The 22,719-nt window shown below is 68.1% G+C and carries 26 protein-coding genes and 1 tRNA gene; 10 read left to right on the forward strand and 17 right to left on the reverse strand.

The window, feature by feature from the left end:
* Positions 1–5 precede the first annotated feature (5 nt).
* Positions 6–485: a CAP domain-containing protein gene (locus tag A5692_RS23695; RefSeq protein WP_197514549.1), complete on the reverse strand. Its 480-nt coding sequence runs from the start codon at positions 483–485 to the stop codon at positions 6–8.
* A 192-nt stretch (positions 486–677) separates the two neighbouring features.
* Here A5692_RS23695 and mtf2 point away from each other — a divergent pair, with 192 nt between their 5' ends.
* Positions 678–1,520 (forward strand): fatty-acid O-methyltransferase Mtf2, encoded by an 843-nt coding sequence (mtf2, locus tag A5692_RS23700; RefSeq protein ID WP_082963038.1) that lies wholly within the window; start codon positions 678–680, stop codon positions 1,518–1,520.
* Between the two features lie 82 nt (positions 1,521–1,602).
* Here mtf2 and A5692_RS23705 read toward each other — a convergent pair.
* The 3 genes from A5692_RS23705 to A5692_RS23715 all read right to left on the reverse strand — a co-directional run bounded on the left by A5692_RS23705 (position 1,603) and on the right by A5692_RS23715 (position 2,779).
* Positions 1,603–1,692 (reverse strand) — tRNA-Ser (locus A5692_RS23705).
* A 29-nt stretch (positions 1,693–1,721) separates the two neighbouring features.
* The gene (locus A5692_RS23710) at positions 1,722–2,180 is read right to left on the reverse strand and encodes a nucleoside deaminase (protein WP_068060717.1); all 459 of its coding nucleotides are present in this window, start codon (positions 2,178–2,180) and stop codon (positions 1,722–1,724) included.
* Positions 2,181–2,257: 77 nt separating this feature from the next.
* A complete protein-coding gene (locus tag A5692_RS23715; RefSeq protein ID WP_067920185.1) occupies positions 2,258–2,779 on the reverse strand; it encodes a tRNA adenosine deaminase-associated protein in 522 nt (173 codons plus the stop codon).
* A gap of 128 nt (positions 2,780–2,907) precedes the next feature.
* Between A5692_RS23715 and A5692_RS23720 the strand changes: the two genes are divergently transcribed.
* Positions 2,908–3,852 carry a prephenate dehydrogenase gene (locus A5692_RS23720; RefSeq protein ID WP_082963039.1) on the forward strand — a complete coding sequence of 315 codons (945 nt, stop codon included), beginning with the start codon at positions 2,908–2,910 and terminating at the stop codon, positions 3,850–3,852.
* Here the strand turns inward: A5692_RS23720 and A5692_RS23725 are convergent.
* From A5692_RS23725 to A5692_RS23745, 5 genes are read right to left on the reverse strand one after another with little or no spacing between them, the layout of a single operon-like run.
* Complete coding sequence (locus tag A5692_RS23725) at positions 3,815–4,414, reverse strand: putative glycolipid-binding domain-containing protein (RefSeq protein WP_067920187.1); 600 nt, start codon at positions 4,412–4,414, stop codon at positions 3,815–3,817. The genes A5692_RS23720 and A5692_RS23725 overlap by 38 nt on opposite strands.
* Complete coding sequence (locus tag A5692_RS23730) at positions 4,411–5,142, reverse strand: ABC transporter permease (protein WP_068060720.1); 732 nt, start codon at positions 5,140–5,142, stop codon at positions 4,411–4,413. The genes A5692_RS23725 and A5692_RS23730 overlap by 4 nt, the downstream gene beginning before the upstream one ends.
* Entirely contained in the window at positions 5,139–5,825 is a 687-nt protein-coding gene (locus A5692_RS23735) for an ABC transporter permease (RefSeq protein WP_068060725.1), read from the reverse strand. Before A5692_RS23735 ends, A5692_RS23730 begins: the two co-directional genes overlap by 4 nt.
* A 3-nt stretch (positions 5,826–5,828) precedes the next feature.
* Positions 5,829–6,920, reverse strand: a complete 1,092-nt coding sequence (locus A5692_RS23740) for an ABC transporter ATP-binding protein (RefSeq protein WP_068060727.1) — start codon at positions 6,918–6,920, stop codon at positions 5,829–5,831.
* Positions 6,917–7,864 (reverse strand): ABC transporter substrate-binding protein, encoded by a 948-nt coding sequence (locus tag A5692_RS23745; protein WP_068060731.1) that lies wholly within the window; start codon positions 7,862–7,864, stop codon positions 6,917–6,919. The genes A5692_RS23740 and A5692_RS23745 overlap by 4 nt, the downstream gene beginning before the upstream one ends.
* Positions 7,865–7,964: 100 nt before the next feature.
* Between A5692_RS23745 and A5692_RS23750 the strand changes: the two genes are divergently transcribed.
* Positions 7,965–8,318 (forward strand): lipopolysaccharide assembly LapA domain-containing protein, encoded by a 354-nt coding sequence (locus A5692_RS23750; protein WP_067920270.1) that lies wholly within the window; start codon positions 7,965–7,967, stop codon positions 8,316–8,318.
* A 17-nt stretch (positions 8,319–8,335) separates the two neighbouring features.
* On the opposite strand, the gene A5692_RS23755 is transcribed toward A5692_RS23750, so the two are convergent.
* On the reverse strand, positions 8,336–9,382 hold the full coding sequence (locus tag A5692_RS23755; RefSeq protein WP_068060734.1) for a phosphotransferase family protein: 1,047 nt from the start codon (positions 9,380–9,382) through the stop codon (positions 8,336–8,338).
* 35 nt (positions 9,383–9,417) lie between these two features.
* Positions 9,418–10,026 carry a histidine phosphatase family protein gene (locus A5692_RS23760; protein WP_068060736.1) on the reverse strand — a complete coding sequence of 203 codons (609 nt, stop codon included), beginning with the start codon at positions 10,024–10,026 and terminating at the stop codon, positions 9,418–9,420.
* A 195-nt stretch (positions 10,027–10,221) separates the two neighbouring features.
* Between A5692_RS23760 and A5692_RS23765 the strand changes: the two genes are divergently transcribed.
* Genes A5692_RS23765 through A5692_RS23785 form a run of 5 tightly spaced genes read left to right on the forward strand, consistent with a single transcriptional unit; the run spans position 10,222 to position 14,970 of the window.
* Positions 10,222–11,268 (forward strand): phosphotransferase family protein, encoded by a 1,047-nt coding sequence (locus A5692_RS23765; protein ID WP_068060739.1) that lies wholly within the window; start codon positions 10,222–10,224, stop codon positions 11,266–11,268.
* Between the two features lies 1 nt (position 11,269).
* Positions 11,270–12,034, forward strand: coding sequence for an SDR family NAD(P)-dependent oxidoreductase (locus tag A5692_RS23770; protein ID WP_068060741.1), 765 nt, complete (start codon positions 11,270–11,272; stop codon positions 12,032–12,034).
* A gap of 55 nt (positions 12,035–12,089) precedes the next feature.
* On the forward strand, positions 12,090–13,397 hold the full coding sequence (locus A5692_RS23775) for an acyl-CoA dehydrogenase family protein (protein WP_068060745.1): 1,308 nt from the start codon (positions 12,090–12,092) through the stop codon (positions 13,395–13,397).
* Positions 13,394–14,005 carry a TetR/AcrR family transcriptional regulator gene (locus tag A5692_RS23780; RefSeq protein WP_068060748.1) on the forward strand — a complete coding sequence of 204 codons (612 nt, stop codon included), beginning with the start codon at positions 13,394–13,396 and terminating at the stop codon, positions 14,003–14,005. Before A5692_RS23775 ends, A5692_RS23780 begins: the two co-directional genes overlap by 4 nt.
* Positions 14,005–14,970, forward strand: a complete 966-nt coding sequence (locus A5692_RS23785; RefSeq protein WP_068060750.1) for an NADPH:quinone oxidoreductase family protein — start codon at positions 14,005–14,007, stop codon at positions 14,968–14,970. Before A5692_RS23780 ends, A5692_RS23785 begins: the two co-directional genes overlap by 1 nt.
* 74 nt (positions 14,971–15,044) lie before the next feature.
* On the opposite strand, the gene A5692_RS23790 is transcribed toward A5692_RS23785, so the two are convergent.
* A complete protein-coding gene (locus A5692_RS23790; protein WP_369830321.1) occupies positions 15,045–16,919 on the reverse strand; it encodes an alkyl/aryl-sulfatase in 1,875 nt (624 codons plus the stop codon).
* Positions 16,920–17,097: 178 nt separating this feature from the next.
* Between A5692_RS23790 and A5692_RS23795 the strand changes: the two genes are divergently transcribed.
* Positions 17,098–17,574, forward strand: a complete 477-nt coding sequence (locus A5692_RS23795) for a lipoprotein LpqH (protein WP_068060759.1) — start codon at positions 17,098–17,100, stop codon at positions 17,572–17,574.
* Here A5692_RS23795 and A5692_RS23800 read toward each other — a convergent pair.
* The 5 genes from A5692_RS23800 to A5692_RS23815 all read right to left on the reverse strand — a co-directional run bounded on the left by A5692_RS23800 (position 17,567) and on the right by A5692_RS23815 (position 21,508).
* Positions 17,567–19,069, reverse strand: a complete 1,503-nt coding sequence (locus A5692_RS23800) for a cell wall metabolism sensor histidine kinase WalK (protein ID WP_197514550.1) — start codon at positions 19,067–19,069, stop codon at positions 17,567–17,569. The two genes, A5692_RS23795 and A5692_RS23800, sit on opposite strands and share 8 nt — an antisense overlap.
* 100 nt (positions 19,070–19,169) lie before the next feature.
* Positions 19,170–19,874: a response regulator transcription factor gene (locus A5692_RS23805; protein ID WP_068060762.1), complete on the reverse strand. Its 705-nt coding sequence runs from the start codon at positions 19,872–19,874 to the stop codon at positions 19,170–19,172.
* Positions 19,875–20,025: 151 nt separating this feature from the next.
* Positions 20,026–20,181, reverse strand: coding sequence for a DUF6131 family protein (locus A5692_RS29575; protein WP_197514551.1), 156 nt, complete (start codon positions 20,179–20,181; stop codon positions 20,026–20,028).
* Between the two features lie 10 nt (positions 20,182–20,191).
* Complete coding sequence (locus A5692_RS23810; protein WP_068060927.1) at positions 20,192–20,440, reverse strand: hypothetical protein; 249 nt, start codon at positions 20,438–20,440, stop codon at positions 20,192–20,194.
* A gap of 129 nt (positions 20,441–20,569) precedes the next feature.
* Complete coding sequence (locus A5692_RS23815; RefSeq protein WP_068060765.1) at positions 20,570–21,508, reverse strand: class I SAM-dependent methyltransferase; 939 nt, start codon at positions 21,506–21,508, stop codon at positions 20,570–20,572.
* 200 nt (positions 21,509–21,708) lie between these two features.
* Here A5692_RS23815 and A5692_RS23820 point away from each other — a divergent pair, with 200 nt between their 5' ends.
* On the forward strand, positions 21,709–22,707 hold the full coding sequence (locus tag A5692_RS23820; RefSeq protein WP_231984441.1) for a phosphotransferase family protein: 999 nt from the start codon (positions 21,709–21,711) through the stop codon (positions 22,705–22,707).
* Positions 22,708–22,719 lie beyond the last annotated feature (12 nt).

The following is a 22,719-nucleotide window of genomic DNA, read 5'->3' on the forward strand; positions in this document are numbered from 1 at the left end:
GGCACTTACGGAGCCGCGAAGTCGCCCACCACGGTCATCTTGTTGCCGTCCCAGGCGGTGGCGAAGCCGGCCGCCGTGAAAGCGCAGTTCACGATGATTCCCCGGTGTGGAGGGCTTTGCATCCACGAGTCGAGGGCCTGGGTCGGATTCGCCGCTGATCCGGTGCCCCAATAGACGATCTCCCCCGTGGCGGGGGTCCTGCTGTAGCCGGCATCTGCGATGCGCGTCCGCGGCGAAGAACCATCGGAACCGATATGGCCGCTTAGACCGGTGCGCAGCATATCGTCGGCGTGCCGCTGCGCCGCCGCCCGCAACCGCGGGTCGTCGCTGAGTGGCGCGCATGGCTGACGAAGTCCGTTGACGCCGTTGTACAGCACGGTGCCCGGATCGTCTGCGTAGGCGACGAATCCAGCGACGGTGCCCGGAGTCGCGACGAGCGCACTGCAACACCAGAAGAGGGCGACGATCGCGATGTTCTTCGTCATGTGGCCTCTTGCCGCGCGCCTGGCAGTTCTCCGTAGGGCAATGCTATCCACCTTCGACCAAGCATGCCGAGGATCAGAAGGAAATCGGCGCACTCACAACGAAGAACGGTCGCCAAGCGCGCGGACAATCCGGATTATGTCGGCCGCCTCGAATGTGATCAAAACCGTGCCGGCGTTTGCTATGCTCCGCCGATGGCGCTGCAGGGTCAACAGCGCGGCTTTCGTCGCAGGCTCCTGGACACGGTCAATCTGAAGTATGCGAAGTATATCCACGAGTATTTCTATCAGAAATTCTTCTACCGCTACTTAACCCGCAAGCTGTCCGTCAAAGACGTGTTGTTCCTCAACTACGGCTACGAGGAAGATCCACCGATGGGCATTCCGCTTTCGCCCTCCGACGAGCCGAACCGGTATTTCATTCAGCTTTATCACCGCACGGCGACGCAGGTGGATCTCAGCGGTAAGCACGTCCTCGAGGTGGGTTGCGGCCACGGCGGTGGGAGCTCATACCTCATGAGAACCCTGCGCCCTGCCTCATACACCGGGCTGGACTTGAACTCGGCCGGTATCGCCTTCTGCCGGGAAAGACACCGTCTCGCCGGCCTGAAGTTCGTCGAAGGCGACGCCGAGAACCTGCCTTTCCCGGACGAATCGTTCGACGCGGTGATCAATATCGAATCCTCGCACCTTTACGCGCAATTTCCCCGCTTCCTCTGCGAGGTAGTGCGTGTGCTGCGCGCGGGCGGGCATTTTCTCTATGCCGATTTCCGTCTCACCGAGGGGCTTGCCACCTGGGAGGCACAATTAGCCGACGCCCCGATGCGGATCGTCTCGCAGCGGGTGATCAATTCAGAGGTCATGCGCGGGATGGAGAACAATTCACAGTGGTGGATGGCGGCGGTCAATGCACTTGTGCCCGCCTTCGCGCACAGCTTTGCCGTAACCCGCGGCTACCGATTCGTGTGGAATACGTACCAGGGCTTCCGAACTGGGGGACCCACGGAATACCGGATGTACTGCTTCGTCAAGCCGTGAGGCGGTCTCCGTGCGGAGAACGCCCGGCCGCGGTGGGAACCGCGGACCGCAGCCCGAGTTGCTGGACGCGGTTTGGGGCGTTTGGCGGTGGCGGAGGGATTTGAACCCTCGGACGGTGTTAGCCGTCACACGCTTTCGAGGCGTGCTCCTTAGGCCGCTCGGACACGCCACCGCCGAGCAGCTTATCTGACCACCGGCCACTCACCCCAATCGCTGGCGAGCGAAGAAGGCCTCCAGCGGTGCGGCGCACTCTTCGGCGAGCACGCCGCCGCGCACTTCCGGCCGATGGTTGAGCCGCCGATCGCGGACCACGTCCCATAAGGATCCGACCGCTCCGGTCTTCGGTTCCCACGCGCCGAACACAAGCCGGCCGATGCGGGCCAGGACCAGCGCGCCGGCGCACATGGTGCACGGTTCGACGGTGACGGCCAGCGTGGCGCCCTCCAGCCGCCAGCCGTCGCCGAGCACGCCGGCGGCCGCGCGCAGCGCCAGGATCTCGGCGTGCGCCGTGGGATCGCCCAGGGCTTCCCGGGCATTGACCGCGCGGGCCAGTTCGGTTCCGTCGGCGCCGACGACCACCGCACCGATGGGCACGTCGCGGGGACCCGCCGTCGCCGCGGCCGACAACGCGGCACGGATCAGGTCTTCGTCGCCGATCACCGACGGGGCTTGATGGCGGCGACCCGCCGCGCCCGGTCCCCCGCAAGCGGGGGTGCCCCCACCGCCAGCGCTTGCGATCACCGACCGATGCGGTCGATCACGGCCGACAACTGGTCGGCGAAGCCCATCTCCCGGGCGATGCGGCCGAGCTGCTCGTCCGCGTACAGGTCGGCCTCGTCGAGGATGACGCCCAGCACCGCCTCGGGCAGGCCGATATCGGACAGCAGCCCCAGGTCCCCCTCCTCGAAGGGGTCCGATTCCTCCAGGTCCTCGGGGTCGATGTCGGCGTCAAGTTTGTCCAGCACTTCGGCGGCGATGTCGTAGTCCAATGCCGCGGTGGCGTCCGACAGCAGCAACCGCGTCCCGGACGGCGCCGGGCGCACGATCACGAAGAACTCGTCATCCACGTCGAGCAGCCCGAACACGGCGCCGGAGCTGCGCAGTTCCCGCAGCTCCGTCTCGGCGGCCTTCAGGCTCGTCAGCGATTTGCGGGCCATCGGGGAACACCGCCACTGACCCTCTTCGCGCACGACCGCTACGCCGAAACCGTCCGGCGTATCGGCAGACAGGCCTTGGGCTGAGGCCCGTTGTGCTCCCATGGCCGCTTACGGTAGTCGCAGACGATGCCCCCTGACCAGATGGAGCGAAACGCGGCAACGTCTGACCGCACCGCGCCGCCGGATTGTGCCAACCTTGGTCTGTGGCTAGCCCTGTTTCTCGACCACCCGTGTGCGTGCTCGGGCTGGGGCTGATCGGCGGCTCGATCATGCGGGCCGCCAGAGCCGCGGGCCGGGAGGTGTTCGGCTACAACCGGTCGGTGGAGGGTGCACACGGGGCCACCGCCGACGGTTTCGACGCCAGCACCGACCTGACCGCCATGCTGACCCGCGCCGCCGACACCGGCGCGCTGATCGTGCTGGCGGTGCCCATGCCGGCGCTGGCCGGCATGCTCGCCCACATCGGCGAACTGGCCCCGAACTGCCCGTTGACCGACGTCACCAGCGTCAAACGGGCGGTGCTCGACGAGGTCGTCGCCGCCGGCCTGCGGCAACGGTTCGTCGGCGGACACCCGATGACCGGCACCGCTCATTCGGGTTGGGCCGCGGGCAACCCCGCCCTGTTCACCAGGGCGCCGTGGGTGATCAGCGTGGACGACCACGTCGACCCGGTGGTGTGGTCGATGGTGATGACGCTGGCGCTCGATTGCGGCGCGGTGGTGGTGCCGGCCAAGTCCGACGATCACGACGCCGCGGCGGCCGCCATCTCGCACCTGCCGCACCTGCTCGCCGAGGCGCTGGCGATCATCGCGGGGGACGTCCCGCTGGCCTTCGCGCTGGCCGCCGGATCGTTCCGCGACGGCACCAGGGTGGCCGCCACCGCCCCGGACCTGGTGCGCGCGATGTGCGAGGGCAACGCCGACCAGCTGGTGCCGGCCGCCGACCGGGTCATCGAGCTACTGAGCCGGGCCCGCGACTCACTGGTCGGGCACAAATCGGTGGCCGAACTCGTCGAGGCCGGGCACGCCGCCCGGACGCGCTACGACAGCTTCCCGCGTTCCGAGATCTTCCACGTCCTCATCGGCGCCGACAACTGGCGCGAGGAGTTGGCCGCCGCCGGCCGGGCGGGCGGGGTGATCAGATCCGCTCTGCCAAGCCTGGATAGTCGACGATGAACCCCTCTTCGTCGACGCTCACGACGGTGTCGGCGACCGGGGAGCGCAGCTTGATGCCGTCGAGACCGCCCGAGCTGGTGTAGCTCACCAGGTCCGCGGTGATGGACATGTCAGGCAGATTGACATAGACCACCGGCAACGTGACCGAGTCCGCCCGTTCGTGGAGGCCGAGCCTGCGGATGGGCAACGCGTTGAAGAACGGGCTGAACACCACGTCGCAGTCCAGGGCGCCGTTGTAGCCCGCGCGGCGCTCGCCCTGATGATCCGTCACCAGCCACATGTTCTCTTCGTCACGGGCGATGGAGATCACACGTTCCCGCTCGGCCAGCGTGACGGTCATGCCGAGCCGCTTGGTGGCGCCGGTCTCATCGGTCTGCAGGTCGTAGTACGCCCCGAACGCCGGATTGGTTGCCGTTGCGGCCGCCACGATGCGGCCGTTGGCCTTGATTCTCTTGCCGGACACCTGAATTCGTACCGATTCCATCCGCGATACGTCCTGTGCACGCCAGGTGAGCATCGCCTGCCATACCCGCCGAGTCGAATCCGAGGAATCTGTGTTCACTCACCTACCGTAAATCGTCCCCCCAGCCGTGGCGTACCTGCCCGGCGCTCGCGGTTGCCGGCGGTCTTGCGCAGGCGGTCGCCGCCGGGCACCGACGCCCACACCGCCAACGCCAGCAGCCCGTCGAGCGCCAACGCCAACACGGCCACCATCAAGGCGCCGACCAGGGCGAGGTGAAACTCGCGCTCCTTGATTCCGTCGATCAGGTATCTGCCCAGCCCGCCGAGACTGGCGTAGGCCGCGACCGTCGCGGTGGCGACCACCTGCAGCGTCGCGCTGCGCAACCCGCCCAGGATCAACGGCATCGCGTTGCGCGCCTCCACCCAGAGCACCTGGGCCTCCGTCATTCCCATCGCGCGGCCGGCGTCGACCACGGTCGGGTCGACGTTGGCGATTCCCGCATACGTGCCGGCCAGCAGCGCCGGGACACCCAGCAGCATCAGGGCGACCAGCGGCGGCCCCAGGCCCAGCCCGAACAGCAGCGTTCCGAGCAGCAGCACGCCCAGGGTCGGCAGTGCGCGAAGACCGTTGACCGCGCCGACCACCAGCAAGGTGCCGCGGCCGGTGTGTCCGATGATCAGCCCAGCGGGAACGGCGATCAGGGCCGAGGCGCCCACCGCGATTGCCGTGTACTCGAGATGCTCGAGGACACGCGCCGCCAGTCCGACCGGGCCCGTCCAGTTGTCGGCGGTCAACAGGTAGGTGACGGCGCGCTGCACGAAGTTCATCGCGCGCCACCCACGATCGGGGCCACCACCGGCCGTCGTCGCGGGGTGCGCCCGGCGCGCTCCCACGGTGTGACCAGCCGGCCGGCCACCACGATCAACGCGTCGATGACGATCGCCAGCGCGAAGAGCGCGATGATGCCCGCGAGGATCTGGTCGCTCTTGTCGGTCTGGTAACCCTCGGTGAACCAGGCCCCCAGGCCGCCGATGCCAATCACCGAACCGACCGAGACCATCGCGATGTTGGTGACCACCACCACCCGCAACCCGGCCACCAGGACCGGAATAGACAGCGGTAGTTCGACTTTCAGCATCCGGATGATCGGCGAGTAGCCGACCGCGGTGGCGGCGTCGCGCACCGGGGCCGGCACCGCGTCCAGCGCCTCGAGCACCGCCCGCACCAGCAACGCCGCGGTGTAGGCGGTCAGCGCGACCATCACATTGGCCTCGTCGAGGATCCGGGTCCCGATGATCATCGGCAAGACCACGAACAGCGCCAGCGACGGGATGGTGAACACGACGCTGGCGGTCGCCGTCGTCAGCCGGCGCGCAACCGGCGCGCGCTGCACCGCCGCGCCCAGTGGGACGGCCACCGCTAACCCGATGAGCACCGGCACCAGCGACAGCCGCAGATGGACGAGAGTCAGCGCCCAGGCGTCGTTGAGGTGGGTGAGCAGGTAGTGCATCGCTCAGTCCCGCCGTCGGGCTTCCACCGCGTCCAGCACGTCGCCGGCCAGCACACCGCCGATGACCCGGCCGCCGTCGTCGACGGCGACGCCCATCCCCGACGGCGACGAGAGCGCCGCGTCCAGCGCCTGGCTGAGATTTCCGCGGGGACGAAACAGCGAGCCGATGCCGCTCATGCTGTCGGACAACGAGGCTCCCCCGCGATGACGGCGCAGCCCTTCGGTGTCGATCCAGCCCAGCGGCGCGCCGGCGCCGTCCACCACCACCGCCCAGCCGCTTGCCGGGCACACATTGGGCAGGTCGTCGGCGCGGATGCGTTGCACGTCGTGTAGCGGCAGGCCGGCGGCATCGATGAGTTGCAACCATCGGTAGCCGCGGCCCAGGCCGATGAACCTCGCCACGAAATCGTTGGCCGGGCGCGACAACAGCCGCGCGGGGTCGTCGTACTGCTGCAGCGACCCGGCCCGGAACACCGCGACCTTGTCGGCGAGCTTGAGCGCCTCGTCGATGTCGTGGGTGACGAAGACGATCGTCTTTTGCAATTCGCTTTGCAGGCGCAGGATTTCGTTCTGCAGATCGAGCCGCACGACGGGGTCGACGGCCGAGAACGGCTCGTCCATCAACAGGATGGGCGGGTCGGCCGCCAGTGCGCGCGCCACGCCGACGCGTTGTTGCTCACCGCCGGATAGCTGCGCCGGGTAGCGGCCGGCGAGCTTGGCGTCCAACCCGACTCGTTCGAGCACCCCATAGGCGGCGGCGCGGGCCGACCGCCGGGACTGGCCCTTGAGCACCGGAACCGTTGCGACGTTGTCGATCACCCGAAGGTGCGGCATCAGTCCGGCGTGCTGGATGACGTAGCCGATACCGAGGCGCAGCCGCACCGGGTCGAGGCTGGACACGTCCACCCCGTCGACGGTGATGGCGCCGGACGTCGGCTCGATCATGCGGTTGATCATGCGCAGCGCCGTGGTCTTGCCGCTGCCCGACGAACCGACGAAGACGGTCAACTTCCCAGTCGGAATGGTCAGGCTCAACCGGTCCACCGCGGTGGTCCCGTCGGCGAAGGCCTTGCTGACGTCGTCGAAGACGATCATTGCCCGACCGGATGATTGAAGCCGTTGTCCCGCAGCCATTTCCGCGCGGCCTGGTCTGGGTCGACGCCGGAGTTTCCCGCCACCGCGGCGTTGAGTCCGGCCACCCCCGCGGTGGTCAGCCTCGCCGACACGGCGTCCAGCACCTCCTTGAGCCGGTCCGACTTCTTCTGCGAGTTGACCAGCGGCACGATGTTGCCGGCCAAGAAGTTGTGCGCGGGGTCTTCGAGCACCACCAAATGGTTCTGCGGGATGGCCGGTGACGTGGTGAAAACGTTTGCGGCGTTGACCCTTCCCTCCACCAGGGCGCGCACCGTTACCGCGCCGCCGCCGTCGTCGATCGCGACGAAGTCGGCGGGGCTGATGTCGAGCCCGTACTTCTGCCGCAACCCCGGCAGGCCGGCCGGCCGCGTCGCGAACGCCGAGGGTGCGCCGAACCTCACGTCCGCCGAATAGCCCGCCAAGTCGGCGATTGTCTTCAGCTTCCAGGCATTAGCCGTCCCGCCGGTCACGGTCACGGTGTCGGTGTCGGAGGCCGGCGAGGGTGTCAGGATCGCCAGATCCCCCGGAAGTTTGTGGTCGAGCTCCAACTCGACGGCGTCCAGTACGGTCGCCGTCGAGTCGGGCGCGAAGTAGAGCAGCAGGTTGCCGATGTACTCGGGCACCAGGTCGATCGAATGGTCTTTGAGCGCGGGGATATAGGTCTCCCGGCTGCCGATCCCCATCCGTCGGCCCACCTCGAATCCGTTGGCCTGCAACGCTTGTGCATAGATCTCGGCGATGATGTGTGATTCCGGGAAGTCGCCGGACCCCACGACGATCGATTTGGGGCTGCGGACGGCGCCGCCCAGCGGGTCGGAGCTGCTGCACGCCGATAGGACGCAGATCGCCGTGAGCCAGACCGTCGCTTGGATCATCGCGCGGTGCACGCGCGACGGCATCCTCATACCGCCGACACTAACGGCAGAACCGCGCGGGCGCCGGGACCAGGCGGCCCGGTTGCGCGGTTTGGTTTCATTCTTTGCCCGATGGGACAAAGATGACACCATGAGCAGCCACACCCCTGCCTCGCCCAGCCAGCCGCCCGCCAAGCCCGCCGCGGCGCCCGAACCGGGCAAGGCGCCCAGGGAACCGGCGATCGGGTTCACCCGCGCCGGTGCGCTGTGGTCGTCCCTGATCGGCGGCTTCCTGATCCTGATTCTGTTGCTGATCTTCATCACTCAGAACACGGTGGAGACGCCCTTTACGTTCTTGGGCTGGCACTGGAGACTGCCGCTGGGGGTGGCCATCCTGCTGGCGGCCGTGGTGGGCGGGCTGATCACGGTGGCCGTCGGCACCGCGCGGATCCTTCAGCTACGGCGGGCGGCGAAGAAGCACCACGCAGCCTCGCGCAAGGGTTAGCGCGCCGCGGGCGCGCCTCAGCGGGGTAGCTTGGCCAGCTCCGCCAGCCCGCGGGAGATCAGCGGCGCCACGACCTCCGGTGTGTGGTCGGTGTCCAGCCCGCGCGCCTGGTCCGACATCCGTCTGCGGAAGTCGATGCCCGCGGCGATGATCGCGAGCTTGAAGTAGGCCAGCGCCATGTAGAACTCCCAATGCGCCAGCGGCAGCCCGGCCACGAGTGAATACCGGTCGGCCAACTCGTCGGCGGTCGGCAGCAGCGGCGACGTCCACGCGGCCTGGGCGTTGACGATCAGGTCCAGCGCGGGGTCGCGGTACACGCACATCAGCGCCGCGTCGGACAGCGGGTCACCGAGGGTGGACAGCTCCCAGTCGACGACGGCGCGCACCTTCGTCGGGTCGTCGGTGTCCAGGATGGTGTTGTCGATCCGGTAGTCGCCGTGCACGATCGACGTGCGGCTCTGTTGGGGAATGGCTTCCTGCAGACCGGCATGCAGGCGCTCGACGTCGGCGTCACGGCGGTCGTCGGGCAGCCGCACCAACGCCCACTGCGAGCCCCACCGCCGCACCTGGCGCTCCAGGTACCCGCTGGGCTTGCCGAAATCCGCCAGGCCCACGGCCGCGGGGTCGACGTTGTGCAGGTCGACGAGGACCCGGATCAGCGAGTCGACGCAACCCTCGATGACGGTGTGGCTGAAGGCTTCGAGCTGGGCGCGGCGGCGCACCACCTGACCGGCGACGAATTCGACGATCTGGAACGGCGCACCCAGCACGGATTCGTCCTCGCACAGCGCGATCGCGCGCGCCACGGGGACGGGTGTGTCCCACAGGGCGGCGACCACCCGGTACTCGCGCGCCATGTCGTGCGCCGACGGGGTCAGCCCGTGCAGCGGCGGGCGCCGCACCAGCCAACTGGTCGCGTCGTCGTAGACCCGGAACGTCAGATTGGACCGGCCACCGGAGATGAACTCCGCGCGCAACTCGCCCTCGCGTCCGATGCCCAGCGAACGCAGGTAGGAGTCCAGCGAGGCCAGGTCGAGCCCTTCGAGTTGGTCAGCTGAAGTCACCGGACTTGTTTACCACCGCCACAGGGCGGTCCCGCTCACCACCGCTGATTTCGTGGCAGCAGGTCCCACACGTGCTCGACCGCATTGACCCCCGCGACCGTCGCCTGACCGGACCGCGAGAACAGCAGCCGGGTGATCGAGGCGTAGTCGACCGGAAACGACAACAGCCGCGACGTCCCCAGGATCTGGTGCAACAGAACGTTGATCACCCCGCCGTGGCTGAACACCGCGACGGTGTCCTCGGGATCGGCGGCGGCGACGAGGTCGTCGACGGCCGCGCGCACCCGCGCCAGGAAGGCGTCCTCGTCTACCGCGCTCGGCAGGTGACCCTGGGCCAGGCGCGCCCACTCCTCGGGCATCTCCTCGCGGATCTGCTCGACGGGGATGTAGAGCGGAAGGTCACGGTCGTATTCGGCAAATCGGTCGTCGATCTCGACCGTGAGTTCCCGTGCCGCCGCGACCGGCTCGGCGGTCTGGATGGCACGCCGCTGGGGGCTGCTCACCACCCGGGAAATAGGAAACCGGTCCAGCGCCTTGGGTAGCCGCTCGATCTGGGCGAATCCCTCGTCCGACAGGTCGGGATCGGAGCCCTCACCGTGTTCGCTGCGCAGGGGCAGCGCGTGCCGGACCAGAAGCAGTTGCATGTGTTTGTTCCTGTCTGTGCTGAGCGCGACGTGTTCATTCAAAGCACGCCGACCGGCCCCGCGCCAAATGGGGGCGCGGCGACGGCCACTTCAGGGCACCGGGGTTTCTGCTCACCGCGACAAGCCGGACTGATCCGAAAGCCCCGCGCCTCCGCGGGAGAATGCTATTCTCCGCGCAGAGAGCGGGGTGTGCGGATGACGACGGTAGGCCAGGCCCAATTGGACGCGGGCGTTCTCGCGCGTTGGCTGGACGCGAACGACGCGCCGGGAAGCGGCGAGCAACCGAGGCTGGAGCAGCTGAAGGGCGGTTCGCAGAACACCCTCTACCGGCTCGACCGCGGCGGTGAGCGGATGGTGCTGCGAATGCCCGGCGCCCGCGCCGACGCCGCGCGCATCGACGGCCTGCTGCGCGAGATCCGGCTGGTGCGAGCGTTGTCCGGCACCGACGTCCCGCACGCCGCCCTGATCGCCGCCGACGACACCGGTGCCGTGCTCGGCATGCCGTTCTACGTCATGCAGGCCATCGACGGGTGGAGCCCGATGGACGGCGGATGGCAACCGCCGTTCGACACCGACCTGAACGCCCGCCGCGGACTGGCCTTCGAACTCGTCGAGGGCGCCGCCAAGCTGGGCCGGGTGGATTGGCGCGCCCAAGGTCTCGAGGGTTTCGGCCGCCCGGACGGATTCCACGACCGGCAGGTGGATCGCTGGCTGGCGTTCCTCGAGACCTACAAGGTGCGCGAGCTGCCCGGCCTGGACGTGGCCGCGGACTGGCTGCGAAACAACCGGCCGGCGCACTACCGGCCCGGCATCATGCACGGCGACTACCAATTCGCCAACGTGATGTTCGCCCACGGCGCGCCGGCGCGGCTGGCCGCGATCGTGGACTGGGAGATGACGACGGTCGGCGATCCGCTGCTGGATTTGGCGTGGTGCCTGCTGGGCTACGACGGCGAAGAGCCGCGCGCCGACGGGTTCTATCTGGACATGAGGGGCATGCCCAGCCGGAGCGAATTACTCCGGCATTACGAGACGGACAGCGGGCTCTCCACCGAGAACATCGACTACTACCTGGTGCTGGCGAATTGGAAGCTCGGCATCGTGCTGGAAAAGACCTACGCTGCGGGAGTGCGCACCGGGAAGGTTGAACCCAAGGTCCAAGACGCCTTCGGGACGATGATCCCGCAGCTGATCGCGACGGCGGCCGAGCTCGCCCGCTCTTTGCCCTCCGGAGGCCGCTGAAATGGGTTACGCCGACCAGCTTTTCGATCTCACCGACCGGGTCGTGCTGGTCACCGGCGGCAGCCGCGGGCTGGGCCGCGAAATGGCGTTCGCAGCGGCACGCTGCGGCGCCGACGTCGTGATCGCCAGCCGCAACATCGACAACTGCGTGGCCACCGCCAAGGAGATCGAGGCCGAAACCGGGCGCTCCGCCCTGCCGTATCAGGTGCACGTCGGCCGCTGGGACCAGCTCGACGGGTTGGTCGAGGCGACCTATGACCGGTTCGGCAAGGTGGACACGCTGATCAACAACGCCGGCATGTCACCGCTGTACGACAAGCTGACCGACGTCACCGAGAAGTTGTTCGACGCTGTGGTCAACCTCAACCTCAAGGGCCCATTCCGGTTGTCGGCCTTGGTGGGCGAGCGAATGGTCGCGGCCGGGCGAGGATCCATCATCAACGTGAGCACGGCAGGGTCGCTGCGCCCCACGCCCGACATCGTCCCCTACGCCGCCGCCAAGGCCGGGCTCAACGCGATGACCGAGGCACTGGCGAAGGCGTACGGGCCGTCCGTGCGCGTCAACACGCTGATGGCCGGGCCGTTTCTCACCGACGTGAGCAAGGCGTGGAACCTCGAGGCGGCCCAGAGCAAGCCGTTCGGGCACCTGGCGCTGCAGCGCGCCGGGGAACCGACCGAAATCGTCGGAGCGGCATTGTTTTTGGCATCCGACGCGTCCAGTTTCACCACCGGTTCGATCCTGCGCGCCGACGGCGGAATTCCCTGACGTCGGTGCGTCGCCACCGACGACCGCGGACCAATGAACGAGTAGGAGCATTCGAATGTCCTGGGACTTCTCCACCGAACCGGAATTCCAGCAGAAGCTCGACTGGGTCCGCGACTTCGTCCGCCACGAGGTGGAACCCCTCGAAGTGCTGTTCCCGGGTTGCGAGTTCCTGCCGCTGAACGACGAGCGCCGCCGCATCGTCGATCCGCTCAAACGGCAGGTGCGCGACCACGGGTTGTGGGCACCGCACCTGGGCCCCGAACTCGGCGGGCAGGGCTTCGGCGCGGTCAAGCTGACGTTGATCAACGAAATCCTGGGCCGCAGCCCGTGGGCGCCGATCGTGTTCGGCACGCAGGCGCCCGACACCGGGAACGCGGAGATCATCGCCCGCTTCGGAACGCAGCAGCAGAAGGACCGCTACCTCGCCGGGCTGTTGTCCGGGGAGATCTTCTCCTGCTTTTCCATGACCGAACCGCAGGGCGGCGCCGATCCGCGGGTGTTTCGAACCCGCGCCTTCCGCGACGGCGACGACTGGGTGATCACCGGACGAAAGTACTTCTCCTCCAACGCCTCCGTGGCCTCGTTCTTCATCGTCGTCGCGATCACCGACCCCGACGTGCCGGTCCACCGCGGCGCGTCGACGTTCTTGGTGCCGGCGGGTACCGAAGGCCTGACCATCGAGGCCACCCATCATCTGGTCGGGGCGCTGCCGCACGAACCGGGACATTCGTTGGTGCACTACGACGGGGTGCGCGTGCCGTCGGACGCGCTGCTGGGTGAACCCGGCCAGGGCTTCATGATTCTGCAGACCCGGCTGGCCGGTGGGCGGCTGCACCACGCGATGCGGTCGATCGGGGTGGCCCAACGTGCGGTGGAGATGATGGCACGACGCGCGAAAAGCCGTTTCACTCAAGGTAGTTCGCTGGCCGACAAGCAGCTGGTGCAGGCGTTCGTCGCCGACTCGTACACCGAGTTGATGCCGTTCCGGCTGGCGGTGCTGCACGCGGCGTGGCTGATCGACACCGCCGGCGAGCACGCTGCCCGCGCCGAGATCGGCGCCTGCAAGATCCTGGCGTCCCAAGTGCTCAAATCGATTGGGCTGCGCGCGATCCAGGTGCACGGCGCACTGGGCACCACCGACCAGCTGCCGCTGGTCAACGTGCTGCTCGGCGGCGTGGCGCTCGGCCTGGCCGACGGGCCGACCGAGGCCCATAAGGTCAACCTGGCCCGGCTGCTGCTCAAGGGATACGAGGCCGAGGACCCCGAGTGGCCCAGTGAGCTGCTTGATATCCGCCGGGAGGCCGCGCGCACCAAGTACGGCGACCTCATCGACCGGGTTCCAGCGCTTCCCGATTCGCCGTGAGCACCAGGGTGATCGCGGCGGTCGAGCGGGCGCTCGACGACCGCCAGCGGGAGGCCACCGAGGAGGTGGAGCGCATCCTGGCCGCCGCGGTGCGTGTCATGGAGCGGGTCGCGCCGGAACCACCGCGGGTCAGCGACATCGTCGCCGAGGCCGGCACGTCGAACAAGGCGTTCTACCGCTATTTCGCCGGCAAGGACGATCTCATCCTGGCCGTCATGGAGCGCGGCGTCGGCATCGTGGTGTCCTACCTCGAGCACCAGATGGCCAAGGAGACCGAGCCGCGCGAGCGGGTCGCGCGCTGGATCGAGGGCACCCTGGCGCAGGTCGCCGACCCGCACCTGATCAGCATGAGCCGGGCGGCGGCGGGCCAGATGTCCCCCCGCACCAATTGGCCGACGGTCGATCAGGAGATGATGCGGCCGCTGCGCGACCTGCTCGTCGAACCCGTTGCGGCGCTGGGCAGCAGCGACGTCGAGCGTGACGTCGAGGTGGTGTTCAGTTGCACGGCCGCGACCATGCGGCGATACGTGGGGTCGGCCGACCGGCCCGGGTCCGACGACATCGCGCACCTGGTCGGATTCTGCCTGCGCGGTCTGGGGGTCAGCTGATGCGCGCGGTGGTCTGCCGTTCCTATGGCACACCGGAAGACCTGGTTCTCGAGGACGTCGACGAGCCGGTCCCGGCCGCGGGGCAGCTGCTGGTGCGCGTGCACGCCGCCGCCGTGAATTTCCCCGACCTCCTGTTCATCGCCGGTAAGTACCAGGTCAAGATCCCGCCGCCGTTCATACCGGGCAACGAGATCGCCGGCGAGGTGATCGCCACTGGCGAGGGCGCGCCGTTCGAGCCGGGGCAGCGAGTGTCCGGAACCACCTTCGGGGCGTTCGCCGAACGCGCACTGCTGGACGCGAGCCAGGCGACGCTCATCCCCGACGACGCGGACTTCGCGTCGGCCGCGGCCTTCGGCGTGACGTACCGCACCGCGTATCACGCGCTGCGCTCGACCGCCGCGGTGGCAGAAGGGGATTGGGTCGTCGTGCTGGGCGCCGCGGGCGGTGTGGGGCTGGCCGCGGTCGACCTGGCCGTCGCCATGAAGGCCCGGGTGCTGGCCGCGGCTTCGAGCCCCGAAAAGCTCGACCTGTGCCTGCGACGCGGTGCCGAGGCGACGGTCGACTACGACCGGGAGGACTTGAAGGCGCGTATCCGCGAGCTCACCGGCGATGCCGCCCGAGTGGTCATCGATCCCGTCGGCGGACCGTACGCCGAGCCGGCGCTGCGCGCACTGGCGCGCGGCGGCACCTTCGTCACTCTGGGCTACGCCGCTGGGTCCATACCGGCGATCCCGCTCAATCTCGTTCTGCTCAAGGACATCTGCGTGCGCGGCATGGAGATCCGCACCTTCATGAACGACCATCCCGACGAGGCCGTCCGTGACATGCGGGAATTGTCGGAGATGTTCGCCGCCGGCACAGTCCGCCCGTACATCGGTGCGCGATTCCCGCTGTCCGAGACCGCCGCCGCGCTGCGGCACGTGGCCGACCGCAAGGTGTTGGGCAAGATCGTCATCGACGTATGACGCGGTCTGGCGCCGAGATCGCCGCCATGGTCGTGAAATCCAGGGCCCAAGCAGCCCTCAGGGCGATCTCGACGTCACGGCGTGACGATGTTGAAGCCCGGGTCGGGCTGGTCCAGCGCACCCAGGAGGGCCCGCAGCGCCGCCTGGTCACCGGATACCTGTAGCCCGGGTGAGGCGAAGTCACCCAGCACCGCCGTGAGCAGTCGAGACTTGTTGTCCAGGTTGACCGTGACGGTTGCCGTCGCCGGTTCGGCCGCCGTCTTGCGGTGGACGAGCACCCCGTTGCGCAGGGTGAGCCGGTAGTTGGCGGCCAGATCGGTGAAGGCGATGTCGATGGCGATGTCGAGATCCCAGCTGCGCGGCCCGTCGACCCGGATGGCGAGGCTGTCGAAGATCTGCTCGGGGGTCAGCTGCGACAGCATCGTGGGCGACGCGACCTGAGCCGCCGTGCCGAAGTTTCCGTCCCGCAATTCCGTTGCGCCGCTGAGGAAGAAGTTGCGCCACGTCGCGTTCTCGGCGCCGTAGGCTAGCTGCTCGAGCGTGTCGGCGTACAACGCACGCGCGTCGGCATGACCGCTGTCGGTGAAGACGGCATGGTCGAGCAGGGTTGCCGCCCAGCGGAAGTCGCCGGAGTCGAACGCCGTCCGGGCCAGCTGAACAACCCGGTCGATCCCGCCCATCGCCTCGACATAGCGGGGAGCGAGGGCCTCCGGCGGGTGCGGCCACAGCCTGGCCGGGTTGCCGTCGAACCAGCCCATGTAGCGCTGGTAGACGGCCTTCACGTTATGGCTGACCGAGCCGTAATACCCGTGGGTGTGCCAGGCACGCTCGAGCGCCGGCGGCATCTGGAACAACTCCGCGATCTCGACCCCGGTGTAGCCGCGGTTGAGCAGCCGCAGCGTCTGGTCGTGCAGGTAGGCATAGAGGTCGCGCTGCAGCGAAAGAAATTCGACGATGTTCTCCCTGCCCCAGGTGGGCCAGTGGTGCGACGCGAACACCACGTCGGTGCGGTCGGCGAAGGTGTCGATCGCCTCGGTGAGGTAACCGGACCAAGCGTGCGGGTCGCGCACCAGGGCGCCGCGCAGCGTCAGCAGGTTGTGCAGATTGTGGGTGGCGTTCTCGGCCATGCACAACGCGCGGAAACGCGGGAAGTAGAAATGCATTTCGGCGGGCGCCTCGGTGCCGGGCGCCATCTGGAACTCGATCTCCACGCCGTCGATGGTGTGCCTCTCGCCGGTCTCGCGGACGTCGACGGTGGGGACGATGATCGCCACCTCGCCGGTCGACGTAGCCTGGCCCAGCCCGCAACCGACCTGGTCCATCGGCCCACGGGGCAGCAGCGTGCCATACATGTAGGTCGCCCGCCGCGTCATGGCCGGCCCGGCGTAGACGTTCTCCCGGACGGCGTGCTCGGCAAAGCCTTCCGGCGCCAGCACGGCCACCGCGCCGGCGTCCACGTCCGCCTGTGTGGTGACGCCCAGCACGCCGCCGAAGTGGTCGACGTGGCTGTGGGTGTAGATCACCGCGACGACGGGACGCTCGCCGCCGCGGTGGGCGCGATACAACGCCAGCGCCGCCGCCGCGACCTCGGTGGACACCAACGGGTCGATGACGATGACGCCGGTGTCGGTCTCGACGAACGTGACGTTCGAGATGTCGAGGCCACGGACCTGGTAGATGCCGGGAACCACTTCGTAGAGGCCTTGTTTGGCGGCCAGCGTCGACTGCCGCCACAAGCTCGGGTGCACCGATGTCGGAGCGGGGCCGCCGAGGAAGGAGTAGGCGTCGTTGTCCCACACCACCCGGCCGTCGGCCGCCTTGATGACGCACGGGGACAGCGCGGCGATGAACCCGCGATCGGCGCTGTGAAAGTCCGCGTCGTCATCCAGTGGCAGCGCGTGCGCGCGGTGCGCCGCCTCGATGACCGCGGTGGGGGGTGTGCGCTCCACGCCAATACAGTGCCACCAACGCGCCATTCCGCGAAGCCGATCCACCGCATCCTGTCCAGTGATCAACGGCCACAGAAACAATTCCCCCGAATGCTAGATGTTCGGTCCAGTTAACCCGCATACTGCCCCAGACGGCCCTCAATGCCGAGGGTCGCAACTTTCGGGCAAAGGAGATCACGTGAAGCGTGGACTGACGGTCGCGGTGGCTGGAGCGGCAATTCTGGCCGCCGGAATTTCCGGCTGTTCGAGCAACAAGCAGGGTTCGGGCGGTTCGGGCACCAGCTCAGCCGTGAACACCTCGGCGGGCGCTGCCAGCGGAACCAAGGTCCTCATCGACGGCAAGGACCAGAACGTGAGCGGCTCGGTCGTGTGCACGTCCGCGGGCGGCACCGTCAACATCGCGATCGGTGGCGCAGCCACCGGCATCGCCGCCGTGCTCACCGACGCCAACCCGCCGCAGGTGAAATCCGTTGGCCTGGGCAATGTCAACGGTGTGACCCTCGGGTACACGTCCGGAACCGGCCAGGGCAACGCCTCCGCCGAGAAGAACGGCAACAGCTACAAGATCACCGGAACGGCCACCGGGGTCGACATGGCCAACCCCATGCAACCCGTGAACAAGCCGTTCGAAATCGACGTCACCTGCTCTAGCTAGTCGAGGTCGCGGGCGGTTGCCACCCGTTGAGCGGCAACCGCACCGTGAACTCGGTGTGGCCGGGTGAGCTGTTCACCGCGATGGTCCCGTTGTGGGCCTTGACGACCGCGGACACGATCGCCAGCCCCAGCCCGGTACTGCCGCCCTTGCGGGAACGAGAGGTATCGCCGCGGGCGAACCGCTCGAACACCTCCGATTGCAGCGCCGCCGGGATGCCGGGCCCGTTGTCGATCACCCGCAGCACGGTGTGTTCCGGCTCGGTGCTCAGCCGAGTCGTCACGACCGTGCCCGCGCCGGTGTGCAATCGGGCGTTGGCGAGCAGGTTGGCCAGCACCTGGTGGAGCCGGGCCGCGTCACCGGTGACGATCACGGGTTCCTCCGGCAGGTCGAGTTCCCACTGATGGTCCGGGCCGGCGACATGCGCGTCGTTGACCGCGTCGACGGCCACCCGCGACAAGTCGACCGGTTCGCGTTCCAGCGGCCGGCCGGAGTCAAGGCGGGCGAGCAGCAGCAGGTCCTCGACGAGCCGCGTCATCCGTTCCGTCTCGGAGGCCACCCGGCTCATCGCGTGCGCCACCGCATCGCGGTCGTCACCCATGCGTTGGGTGAGTTCGGTGTAGCCGCGGATAGCGGCCAGGGGCGTGCGCAGTTCGTGGCTGGCGTCGGCGACGAATTGACGGACTCGGGTCTCGCTGGCCTGCCGCGCCGACAGGGCGGACGCGATGTGGTCCAGCATCCGGTTGAGGGCCGACCCGAGTTGGCCCACCTCGGTGGAGGGATTGGCGTCCGATTCGCGCACCCGGACCGGCAGCTCGACCTCACCGCGGTCCAGCGGCAGGTCGGCCACCTTGCTCGCCGTCTGCGCGACCCGGCGCAGCGGTGCAAGAGCCCGGCGGATGATGACGACACCGGCGATCGTCGCGGCCGCCAGGGCGATCACGGTGACGATCCCGAAGATGATCAACATCCGGATCAGGGTGGCGTCGACGTTGGACATCGACAGGCCGGTGACGATCGTGTCGCCCCCGTTCCGGCTCGGAGCGGCGACCACCCGGTATCGGCCGAGGCCATCCAGGTCCACGGTGACCGGTGCGCGACTGTCGGCGACCTGTTCGAGTTGGTTCTGGGCCGTGGAGGTCAACGCGGCGCGGGTGCCGCTGCTCGTCAGGTAGCCCGCGTCGACGGTCTTGCCGTGATTGACGACCGCGGCCACCATCCCCGCCGGCTGACCGGGGGCGTCGAGGAATCGCGGGCCGGGACCCGGCCGCGGATAGAAGGAGTGCTCGTGGCGCCATCCCGGGCGGTTCGGTTCGGGATACATCAGCGCCGAGCGGAACGACGTGCCGGCGAGTTGCCCGTCGAGCTGCTTCACCAGGTGGTGGTTGAGCGCCAGTTCGGTCGCAGCGGTGATGCCGACGCACACGATGGCCAGCACGACGATCTGCCCGACCAGCAGCCGCAGCCGCAGTGACCAGGCGCGCCGCGCACTGACCAACGGTCGCGACCCGCTTCGCCCGGCTTCGCCGCGCTTGCGATCGCTCCTACCCCACGGTCGCGACCCGCTTCGCCCGGCTTCGCCGCGCTTGCGATCGCTCCTAGCGGGCCGGCTTGAGGACATAACCCGCGCCACGCAGCGTGTGGATCATGGGGTCGCGACCGTTGTCGATCTTCTTGCGCAGATAGGAGATGTAGAGCTCGACGATGTTGGACCGGCCGCCGAAGTCATAGCTCCACACCCGGTCGAGGATCTGGGCCTTGCTCAGCACCCGCTTGGAGTTGCGCATCATGAACCGCAGCAGCTCGAACTCGGTGGAGGTCAACGCGATCGGCTCGCCGGCCCGGGTGACCTCGTGGCTGTCCTCGTCGAGCACCAGGTCGCCGACGACCAGCTGGGCGCCGCTGTCCACCGTGGTCACCCCGGTGCGCCGCAGCAGCGCGCGCAGCCGCAGCACCACCTCTTCGATGCTGAACGGTTTGGTGACGTAGTCGTCGCCGCCCGCGGTCAGCCCGGCGATGCGGTCTTCCACCGCATCCTTGGCCGTCAGCAGCAGCACCGGAAGCTGCGGGTTCTCTTCACGCAGCTTGTGAAGGACGTCGAGCCCGCTCATGTCGGGCAGCATCACATCGAGGACGACCACGTCGGGGCGCTGGGCCCGGGCGGCGGCGATGGCCGAAGCCCCGTCGCCGGCGGTGGCGATGTTCCACCCCTCGTACCGCAACGCCATGGACACCATCTCGGCCAGGACGGACTCGTCGTCCACGACCAACACGTTGATCGGATTGCCGTCCGCGCGGCACATGACAACCCGCTCGACGGAGGCTCGGGGCTGTGTCACAGGTTCCAGTATGCGCAGCGCGCTGAGCCGCCGCTATGGCCAAGCTTTGCGTCACCTGTGAACGGAATCGCGCGACTGCCGGGCAGTCGCGCGATCCCGTTTTCCGGCGTGGTGGCTAATACCAATAGCGCCGGCCGGCGACTGGACGACCGATCGAGCCCATGATCCACAACACGGCGCCGATGACCAAGACCACGACACCGATTTCCCACAGCAATGGGATGCTGAATACAAACCCGAGAATAAGCAGGACTACGCCCAAGACAATCATGACGACTCCTTTAGTTGAGGGGCAGTAGAACACCAGGCATTGAACTGGGCTGCGGAACATGACAGTCCTTGACTTTCGGGTTGACGCCCCCGTAATTCAAAGGCCCCGCAATGACGGTCAACGCAATGTTTCCCGCCGTGACACAGCTGGTCGAGTCACCTTTGAAGTAGTCGCGTTGCCATGCCGCGAACACCCCGATGAGCAGCCATACCAGGGCAATGGTGCCGATGATTCCGCTGCCACGCATGGTGACCTCCAATGTGGTCGAGAAAAATTTCTCGTGCACCATAGTTACCCGTTCGACTTATGTCTAAACATTCGTCGCGAGTGAATTCGGCAGTGCGCCAGCGGAGCCCGGGGAGCGAATCGAAGTGGTTTGACGCGCTAGCTAACGCCGCTGCGCGGAAACATACAGGGTGGGCGGCATCGCGGTCGCGGCGTCCTGCGGAACGCTGCGACCGTAACGACCCATCAACTCGGCGAATGTCGCCGTGGCGACGTCCCAGCCACGCTCCCGCAACCAGGCGTCGACCGGAGTGCGCTCTTCGGCATACCAGAGGTCGTCGAAGTCGGTGATCTCGGCATCGACCAGCTTGGCCGCCGCGGCCCGCATGCGCCGCATGTCCTCACGCTGGCGCTGGACCAGGTCGGGGTCGGTGAACCCGGCACCCGGCACGTTGGAGGCCAGCCAGCTGCCGTCGGCGCTGAGCGAATGGACGCGCTCGAACAACAGGTCCTGGCCCTGCGCCGGCAGATAACGCACCAGGCCCTCAGCCGACCAGGCGGCGGGCTGCGACGCGTCAAACCCCGCGTCCTGCAACGCCTTCGGCCAGTCCTGGCGCAGGTCGATGGGCACGTTCACCAGCCGCGCCCTAGGTTGCGCGCCGTGGTTGCGCAGCGTGGTGGATTTGAACTCCAGGACCTTGGGCTGATCGAGCTCGTAGACGACCGTGCCGTCGGGCCACGGCAGCCGCCAGGTGCGCGCGTCCAGGCCGGCGGCCAGGATCACCACCTGTCGTACGCCGGAGTCGGCCGCGCCCAGAAAGAACTCGTCGAAAAAGGCTGTCCGCGTGGCCATGAAGTCGATCATCAGCTGGATGCGCGTGCGGACGTCGGGCTCGAGCTCCATCGCCTTGGCCAGCAGCGCGGGATCGGCATAGATGCTCCACATGCCTTCGCCGGCCGCGTCCACGAACACGCGCGCGAACGGGTCGTTGATGAGCGGGTTCTCGCTCTCCGTCTCGGCGGCCCGCGCCGCCGCGACGCCAAGTGCGGTGGCTCCCACGCTTTGGGTGATGTCCCAGGAATCGTTGTCGGTACGCGGCATCGCCAGTTCCTTCCAGGCGCGAGATTCAGTTAGTTGCCCACACTATTGTTCCAGGCTCCGCCGCCCGGAGCTTGCTCCCGGTGGTGGCCTACGCTTTTTCCCAGACGGCCCACAGGGTTGCAGCAAAGGAGCGCTGGCATGGACGAGATCGGCATCGGCTGAACGTGTATGCCGTGAACCTGGACGCCGTCGCGGCCTGGATGTCCGAGCGGGGACTCGGCGAAGGCCCGCTGGAGGACGTCACCGCCGTCACCGGCGGAACCCAGAACGTCATGATCCGGTTCATCAGGGCCGGCCGGCCGTACGTGTTGCGCCGGGGACCGCGGCACCTGCGTCCCCGGAGCAACAGCGTGATCCTGCGGGAAACGAAAGTCCTTGCCGCCCTGGCCGGCTCCGACGTGCCACACCCCCACCTGATCGCCGCGTGCGAGGACCCCGGCGTGCTGGGCGACGCCGTCTTCTACCTGATGGACCCGGTCGAGGGATTCAACGCCGGGGAGGGGCTGCCGCCGTTGCATGCGGGTGATCCCAGCGTGCGGCACGGCATGGGCCTTTCGATGGCCGACGCGCTGGCCAAGCTGGGCGCCGTCGACCATGTCGCCGTCGGTCTGGGTGATTTCGGCAAGCCGGAGGGCTTCCTGGAACGCCAGGTCCCGCGCTGGCTGTCCGAGCTGGACTCCTACAGCGAGTACGAGGGCTACCCCGGCCCGCAGATCCCGGGGATCGACGAGGTGTCGGCCTGGCTGCAACGCCACCGGCCGGCAACCTGGACACCCGGGATCATGCACGGCGACTACCACGCCGCCAACGTGATGTTCTCCAACACCGGCCCGGACGTTGTCGCGATCGTCGACTGGGAGATGTGCACGATCGGGGACCCGCTGCTGGACCTGGGCTGGCTGCTGGCGACCTGGCGCCAGCCCGACGGGTCCAGCGTGTTCAGCCACGCCCTGGGCGGGCAGGACGGGCTGGCCAGCACCGACGAGCTCTTCCAGCGCTACGCCGCCAACACCACCCGCGACCTGTCGGACATCACCTGGTACACCGTGCTGGCCTGCTTCAAGCTGGGCATCGTCATCGAGGGCACGCTCGCCCGGGCCTGTGCGGGCAAGGCCGAGAAAGAGGTCGGCGACCAATTGCACGCGGCCACGGTTCACCTCTTCGAGCGCGCGTTGGGCCTGATCGAGAGCGCGCCCTGATCCACTAGCATC

The sequence above is a fragment of the Mycobacterium sp. E342 genome (assembly GCF_001667665.1).
Classification (GTDB): domain Bacteria; phylum Actinomycetota; class Actinomycetes; order Mycobacteriales; family Mycobacteriaceae; genus Mycobacterium.